We start from the raw sequence: 7,529 nt of genomic DNA, 5'->3' as shown, positions 1-7,529 counted from the left end.
GCGCGAATCCGGACCGCAGCGGCGCGGCCCGCGACCCCGGCCCGCGAACCCGGCCCCGTCCGAACAAGCCCCCGTGACGAATCGCTCACGAGTCCGGGCCGTCGAACCGAAGGAGTCACCATGATCGACCCCACCGAGAACAAGCGCATGGACGACGACGGCGGGTCCGCGCCGCGCGGTGCCGACGACGTCGACCGCCCCACCCTCGAGTTGATCCGACGCTTCCTGGTGGAGCGGGACATCGAGTCGACGTTGGCCGACGGCCGCGTTTTCGTGGTCCAGCTGCCGGGGGAGAAGCGGCTCAAGACCGCCTGCCATCTGACGGTGAACCGGGAGAGCGTGCGGATCGAGGCATTCGTCTGCCGCAAGCCCGACGAGGACTTCGAGAGGGTCTACAAGTACCTGCTGCGGCGCAACCGTCGGCTGTACCAGGTGGCGTACACGCTGGACAACAACGGCGACATCTACCTGGTGGGCCGGATGCCGTTGGTCGCGGTGACCGAGGAGGAGCTCGACCGCGTGTTGGGCCAGGTGCTCGAGGCGGCGGATCACGACTTCAACATCCTGCTCGAGACCGGCTTCCACACCTCGATCCGCCGCGAGTGGGAGTGGCGCGTCTCGCGCGGTGAGCCGCTGCGCAACCTGGACGCGTTCCGCCACCTCACCGAGGACCTGCCCCAGCCGGGGCACGAGTAACCCGCGAGCCCTCGGCGCCCGCCCCCGGCGCCCGCCCCGGCGACCGCCTCTCCGTCGAGAAGAGCGTTCCGCTCCCCTCTCCTCGGCCGATGTGTGCGGGACGCTCTTTTCGACGGTGTGGGGCGCCGACGGTGTGGGGCGCCGACGGTGAGGAGCGTCGACGGTGAGGAGCGTCGACGGTGTGGGGCGTCGCGGGTGCGGGCGTCGCGGCTCCCGTCAGAGCTGCTCGGCGACCTTCTTGCGCAGGACCTTGCCCATCGGGTTGGTGGGCAGCTCGCCCAGCGCCACGAACTCCCGGGGGACCTTGTACCCGGCGAGTGAGGCCTTGCAGTGGGCGCGCAGGGCCGGGGCGTCGAGCTCGGTGCCCGGTTCGAGCACGACCGCGGCCACGACCTGCTCGCCCCCGTCCGGTCCGCGCCGGCCCACCACCGCGCAGTCGGCCACGCCCGGGGCCCTGCGCAGGACCGCCTCCACCTCGGAGGGGTAGACGTTGAACCCGCCGGTGACGATCATCTCCTTGATGCGGTCCACCACGTGGAGGAAGCCGTCGGCGTCCTGGACCACCACGTCGCCGGTGCGCAGCCAGCCCTCGTGGAAGGTCTCGGCGGTGGCCGCGGGGTTACGCCAGTAGCCCGGGAAGACCTGCGGGCCCCTGACCAACAGCTCGCCGGGCTCGCCCGGGTCGGCGTCGACGGTGGGGTCGTCCTTGTGGGCGACGCGGACGTCGGTGTCCGGGAAGGGGACGCCGATGCTGCCGGCCCGCCTCGCCGTCGACATGGGGTTGCCCACCGTGATGGGCGAGGTCTCGGTCATCCCGTACCCCTCCACGAGCAGGCCCCCGGTCGCGGCCTCCCACCTCTCGATGAGCTCGTCGGGCAGGCTCATGGCGCCGGACAGCGAGTGCCGGATGCCGTGCAGCGGGATGCCCCGCCTGCCGGCCTCCTCGAGGATCTTGGAGTAGATCGGGGAGACGGCCGGGATGAAGGTGGGCAGGTCCTTGGCCAGGATCGGCATGATGAGGTCCATCTCGGGCGCGGGCACGAGCTGCAGCCGGGCACCCACCGCGATCCCGATCACCACGCAGAGCGTCACCCCGTAGGCGTGGAACATCGGCAGCGAGGCCAGGAACCGCTCGCGCCCCAGCTCGAGCTCGGGCACCCAGGCCTCGCCCATCTTGGCGTTGGCCACGAGGTTGGCGTGCGAGAGCGTGGCGCCCTTGGGCGTGCCGGTGGTGCCGGAGGTGTACAGGATCAGCGCGAGGTCGTCGGCCTTCGGGCGGGGATACGAGAAGTCCAGCTCCGGCCCGGTCTCCAGCTCGCGCCAGTCCAGCGTCCCGGGAGCGGGCGCGGAGAGCTTGGCCCGCGAGGCGCGGAGCGACGGGACGGGCAGGAGCTTCAGCGCCAGGCGCTTGGCCGCGGGGAGCTCGTCGAGCAGGTCGACGGCGACGATGTGCTCGATCTCCGTGCCGGGGCGGTCGGCCAGCTCGCGCACCATCCCGGCGACGACGTTCCAGGTCACCACCACCCTCGCGCCGTGGTCGGCGAACGGGCCCTCGAGCTCGTCGGCGGTGTAGAGCGGGTTGTGCTCGACCACGATCGCGCCGATCCGCAGCGCGGCGTAGAACACCACGATCCCCTGCGGACAGTTGGGTAGCAGGACCGCGACCCGGTCCCCGCGCCTCACCCCGAGGCGACGCAGTCCCTCGGCCGCGTGGCGGACCCGGCTGCCGATCTCGGAGTAGGGCGTCAGTCGGCCGAAGAACTCGGTCGCGGGCCGGTCGGCGTAGGTGCGCACGGCGTCGTCGAACTGGTCGATGAGCGTGGTGGTGCCGTAGTCGAGGTTATGTGTGGTGCCCGGGGTGTAGTGGGCGGTCCACGGCCGGTCGGGTCGATCGGGGGTGTCTCCGGCGTGTGTGGTCATGTCTGCACCGTAGTCCTCGGGCGTCGGGTCATAATGGCCGTATGGCTTACGGAACCCTCGTCCTGCTGCGTCACGGTCAGTCCACGTGGAACGCCTCCAACCAGTTCACCGGATGGGTCGATGTGGACCTCACCGACCTCGGACGCGAGGAGGCGGTCCGCGGCGGCAGACTCCTCGCCGAGGAGGGCATCCTCCCGGACGTGCTGTACACCTCGCTGCTGCGTCGGGCCATCACCACGGCCAACATCGCGCTCGACGCCTGCGACCGGCACTGGATCCCCGTGGTGCGGCACTGGAAGCTCAACGAGCGGCACTACGGCAAGCTCCAGGGCCTCAACAAGGCGGAGATCAAGGACGAGTTCGGCGACGAGCAGTTCATGCTCTGGCGTCGGAGCTACGACACACCGCCGCCGGCGATCGATGCGGACAACGAGTACTCGCAGTCGGCGGACCCCCGCTACGCGGACCTGCCGGAGGTGCCGCTGACCGAGTGCCTCAAGGACGTGGTGGACCGCTTCATCCCGTACTACGCGGCCGAGATCGCGCCGCAGCTGGCGGAGGGTAAGACGGTCATGGTGGCCGCGCACGGGAACTCGTTGCGCGCACTTGTCAAGCACCTCGACGGCATCTCCGACGAGGACATCGCGGGCCTGAACATCCCCACCGGCATCCCGCTGGTCTACCGCTTCGACGACTCCGGTCTGGTCTCCAACCCGGGGGGCACCTACCTCGACCCGGAGGCCGCGGCCGCGGGAGCCGCGGCCGTCGCCAGCCAGGGCGCCCAGAAGTAGGTGTCGCTCCGGTGAACACGCGGCGAACCCCCGTCCACCTGCGGACTTCCCGCAGATGGACGGGGGTTCTCCGTTGTGGTCGCCGATTCGCCGCACCGTAGTATCTGCCTCGTGCAGGTCAGTCACGGGATCGCCCTCGCGATCATCGCCGCAGTGGTCGGCTTTGTCGTCGGCGGGTTCGTCGTCCCCCGGCTCAACGCCCGCCGTGAGCTCCGGCTCGCCGAACAGCAGGGTCCGAGCCGGTTGGAGGTCCTGCGGGCGGTGTACCACCAGGCGCCGTACGCGCTCGCCGTGGTGGACCGACACCAGGACGTGGTGCTCTACAACCGTCGCGCCGCGGAGCTGGGCATCGTGGACGACCGGCTCCTGGTGGACCCGGTGTGGCGCGCGGCCGAGATCACCTTCGCCGGCGGCGAGCCCTCGGCGTTCGACCTGCCCGCCAAGGTCATCACGGGGCGCCGCCGGATCCCGTCGGTGAGCGGCCGCAGCGAGATCCTCGGCGGACACCTCGGTCAGTTCGCGGTGGTGTTCGCCGACGACGACTCCGAGCAGCGGCGCATGGAGGCCGCCCGGCGCGACTTCGTGGCCAACGTCTCCCACGAGCTCAAGACACCGGTGGGGGCCATGGCCGTGTTGGCCGAGGCGCTGCTGGAGTCCAAGGACGACCCGGAGTCGGTCGAGTACTTCGGCGGCCGCGTGGTGAGCGAGGCCCACAGGCTGGGCAAGATGGTCTCCGAGCTCATCGAGCTGTCCCGGCTCCAGGGCGCCGAGCGGATCCGCGATCCCGAGCCGGTGGACGTGGACGCCGTGGTGGACGAGGCCATGCGCAGGTCGGCGTCCGCGGCGGAGGCGGCCGGGATCGAGCTGATCACCGACGCGCCCTCCGGGCTCGAGATCTCGGGTGACTGGACACTGCTGGTCACCGCGTTGACCAACCTCATCTCCAACGCCGTCAACTACTCGCCGGAGCGCACCCCGGTCTCGATCACGCGGGCGCTCGACGGGGACACCGTGATGCTGCGGGTCACCGACCGGGGGATCGGCATCGCGCCCGAGCATCAGACCCGCGTGTTCGAACGGTTCTTCCGCGTGGACAAGGCCCGGTCCCGGGCCACCGGCGGGACCGGGCTGGGGTTGGCGATCGTCAAGCACGTCGCCCAGAACCACAACGGCGGCGTCAGCATCTGGAGCAGGCCCGGGACCGGGTCCACGTTCACACTCGAACTCCCGGCCCATGTGGAGCCGGGTGGCGAGGGGGCCCCGCCCCCCGCCGAGCACGACCAACAAGGAGAGGACCAGGTGCCGTGACCAGGGTGCTGATCGTAGAGGACGAGGCTTCGCTCGCGGATCCGTTGGCGTTCCTCCTGCGCAAGGAGGGCTTCGAGGTCACCATCGCCGGCGACGGCCCGACCGCGCTGGAGAGCTTCGACGCGGAGGGCGCGGACATCGTGTTGCTGGACCTCATGCTCCCGGGCATGTCCGGAACCGACGTGTGCAAGCGCCTGCGGGTGACCTCGAGCGTCCCGGTCATCATGGTGACCGCGCGGGACAGCGAGATCGACAAGGTGGTCGGGCTGGAGCTGGGGGCCGACGACTACGTGACCAAGCCCTACTCGGCCCGCGAACTCATCGCCCGCATCCGGGCCGTGCTCAGGCGCGGCGCGGACACGGAGGGAGACCAGCCGGACGACATCGGTGTCCTGGAGTCGGGCCCGGTGCGCCTGGACATCGAGCGGCACACGGTGACCGTCCGCGGGTCGGTGGTGACCCTCCCGCTCAAGGAGTTCGACCTGCTCGAGTACCTGCTGCGCAACTCGGGCCGGGTGCTCACCCGCGGTCAGCTGATCGACCGCGTCTGGGGGTCGGACTACGTGGGGGACACCAAGACTCTGGACGTCCACGTCAAGCGGCTGCGCTCGAAGATCGAGCAGGACCCGGGCAAGCCGGTCCACCTGGTGACGGTCCGGGGCCTGGGCTACAAGTTCGAGGGCTGACCGGCTCGTCCGGTCCGGAGCGGGTTTTGACCGGCTCGTCCGGTCCGGAGTGGGAGTGGTCGACTAGGGAGTCGCCCGCTCCGTCGCGGGGTGCACGGCGACGATCCCCAGCTGGCGGCGGCGCCGGCACGCCGCGGCCAGCACCTCGTAGCAGTCGGCCCCCAGCAGCTCCACCAGCTCGTCGCGCAGTGAGACGAACACCGGGTCGGCCCCGACGTGCGCCTCGGGCGATCCGGTGCAGTACCAGTCGAGGTCCAGCCCGCCGGGGCCCCAGCCGCGGCGGTCGTACTCGCCGATACGGGTGTGGAGGACCTCCACCTCGTCGGGCCGGGTCTCCCACTCCTGCGTGCGGCGGATGGGCAGTTGCCAGCACACGTCCGGCTTCGACTCGGGCAGGGTCCGCCCCGTCCTCAGGGCCATGTGGTGCAGGGCGCAGCCCGAGCCGGCCGGGAAGCCGACGTCGTTGAAGAACACGCATCGCCCGCCGTGGCGCCGCGTCCGCAGGGCGGGCTCGGGCTCGCCGTCGTCCCCGGTGAGCTCGTCCTCTTCCAGCCACGGCTCGAGATCGCCGCCCTCCGCCTCCGCGGCCTCCAGCGCGGCCCCACGGTGCTGCCAGTCCTCGGGTCCCAGGAGTTCGACGTTCACGGTCAGTCGCGCGCGGTCGTCGTCGTCACACAGGAACGCCCCGTGCGTACAACAGCCGGAGTCGGGCTGGTCGGCCTCGATGCCGTGGCAGGCCGGGGTGCCGAAGACGCAGGTCCACGAGGACAGCAGCCAGGTCATGTCCGCGGAGACGAGGTGCTGGTCGTTCGCGGGGTCCGGGAAGGTGTACCACTCGCGGGGGAAGTCGAGGGGGACTTCCGCGGCGGGCGCGCCCGGGGTGCTGGTGCGTTCGGTGGCGGTCACAACCTGCGACCGTAGACCGTTTAGGGTGGGCGTGTGAGATTAGGTGTCCTGGACGTCGGGAGCAACACGGTCCATTTCGTGGTGGTCGACGCCCATCGGGGCGGGCACCCTACGCCCATGAACGACTCCAAGACCCGTCTGCGGCTGATCGAGTACCTCGATGAGGACGACAACATCTCGAAGACCGGCGTCGCCCGGCTGATCGACGCGGTCAACGAGGCCGCCGATCTGGCCAAGGCCACCAAGTGCCGTGAGGTCATGGCCCTGGCGACCTCGGCGGTGCGCGACGCCGCCAATTCGGACGCGGTGCTCGAGAAGGTCGAGAAGGAGACCGGGATCGCGTTGCGCGTGCTCTCCGGCGAGGACGAGGCGCGGATGACCTTCCTGGCCGCCCGCCGGTGGTTCGGCTGGAGCGCCGGTCGGATCGTCAACCTCGACATCGGTGGTGGCTCGCTCGAACTCACGAGCGGCGAGGACGAGCTGCCCGAGCACGCCTTCAGCCTGCCCCTGGGCGCCGGCCGGCTGACGCACGACTGGTTCAAGACCGACCCGCCCGAACGCAAGCGCATCAACCAGCTGCGTGATTTCATCGACGCCGAGCTGGAGGGCCCAGCCCGGGACCTGCGGGCGGCCGGCACCCCCGACCTGGCCTGTGCCACCTCCAAGACGTTCCGCACGCTGGCGCGGCTCACCGGCGCGGCGCCGTCGTCGGAGGGGCCGCGGGTGGAGCGGATCCTCACCGCGTCGGGTCTGCGGCAGGTGATCGCCTTTATCTCTCGCATGACGGCCGCCGACAGGGCAGAGTTGGAGGGCATCAGCTCTGACCGGTCCCATCAGGTGGTCGCGGGAGCGCTGGTGGCGGAGGCGTCGATGAGGGCTCTGGGGTTGGAAAGTGTGAAAATCTGCCCGTGGGCTCTGCGGGAGGGGCTCATTCTGCAGCGTCTCGACCGGGACGCGGGCGGCGACGGAAAGGGGAGCTGAGATGGCCGAGGATCAGGACGGTCAGCAGATCACCGTGGCGGAGCTGCTCAAGCGCATGGGCGCGGAGCAGTCGGACGCGGCCGCACCGAAGGGTCGCCGGCACCGGCGGGCCGACGAGGGCGGCAGTGGCGTGAGCGTCTCAGAGCTCACCGGTGAGATCCCGCGGATCACCGACGACACCGAGCTCAGCAGCCGCGCCGCGCGCCGCCGGGCCCGTGAGGCCGAGGAGACGGCCGCCGGG

Annotated in this window: 7 protein-coding genes and 1 pseudogene; 6 read left to right on the top strand and 2 right to left on the bottom strand. The window is 70.8% G+C overall.

Annotated features, from left to right (window positions below):
- Positions 1-147 precede the first annotated feature (147 nt).
- The gene (locus G6017_RS09305) at positions 148-696 is read left to right on the top strand and encodes a type III secretion system chaperone family protein (protein WP_179525998.1); all 549 of its coding nucleotides are present in this window, start codon (positions 148-150) and stop codon (positions 694-696) included.
- A gap of 216 nt (positions 697-912) precedes the next feature.
- On the opposite strand, the gene G6017_RS09300 is transcribed toward G6017_RS09305, so the two are convergent.
- Positions 913-2,616, bottom strand: coding sequence for a long-chain-fatty-acid--CoA ligase (locus G6017_RS09300; protein ID WP_182617079.1), 1,704 nt, complete (start codon positions 2,614-2,616; stop codon positions 913-915).
- A 41-nt stretch (positions 2,617-2,657) separates the two neighbouring features.
- Here G6017_RS09300 and G6017_RS09295 point away from each other — a divergent pair, with 41 nt between their 5' ends.
- The 3 genes from G6017_RS09295 (at position 2,658) to G6017_RS09285 (ending at position 5,401) form a co-directional block, all read left to right on the top strand.
- Positions 2,658-3,407, top strand: a complete 750-nt coding sequence (locus tag G6017_RS09295) for a phosphoglyceromutase (RefSeq protein ID WP_179523393.1) — start codon at positions 2,658-2,660, stop codon at positions 3,405-3,407.
- 111 nt (positions 3,408-3,518) lie between these two features.
- Positions 3,519-4,715 (top strand): ATP-binding protein, encoded by a 1,197-nt coding sequence (locus G6017_RS09290; RefSeq protein WP_182617077.1) that lies wholly within the window; start codon positions 3,519-3,521, stop codon positions 4,713-4,715.
- Positions 4,712-5,401: a response regulator gene (locus tag G6017_RS09285; RefSeq protein ID WP_179523391.1), complete on the top strand. Its 690-nt coding sequence runs from the start codon at positions 4,712-4,714 to the stop codon at positions 5,399-5,401. The genes G6017_RS09290 and G6017_RS09285 overlap by 4 nt, the downstream gene beginning before the upstream one ends.
- 63 nt (positions 5,402-5,464) lie before the next feature.
- Here G6017_RS09285 and G6017_RS09280 read toward each other — a convergent pair whose 3' ends face one another.
- Positions 5,465-6,307, bottom strand: a complete 843-nt coding sequence (locus G6017_RS09280; RefSeq protein ID WP_179523390.1) for a DUF3109 family protein — start codon at positions 6,305-6,307, stop codon at positions 5,465-5,467.
- Between the two features lie 33 nt (positions 6,308-6,340).
- Here G6017_RS09280 and G6017_RS09275 point away from each other — a divergent pair, with 33 nt between their 5' ends.
- Together G6017_RS09275 and G6017_RS09270 are read left to right on the top strand one after the other, a co-directional pair.
- On the top strand, positions 6,341-7,288 hold the full coding sequence (locus tag G6017_RS09275) for a Ppx/GppA phosphatase family protein (RefSeq protein WP_179523389.1): 948 nt from the start codon (positions 6,341-6,343) through the stop codon (positions 7,286-7,288).
- Between the two features lies 1 nt (position 7,289).
- Positions 7,290-7,529, top strand: a pseudogene (locus G6017_RS09270) (hypothetical protein); the annotation flags it as partial.

The organism is Dietzia sp. B44 (assembly GCF_014145245.1).
GTDB classification, from domain to species: domain Bacteria; phylum Actinomycetota; class Actinomycetes; order Mycobacteriales; family Mycobacteriaceae; genus Dietzia; species Dietzia natronolimnaea.
This window is presented reverse-complemented; position numbering and strand designations above follow the sequence as displayed.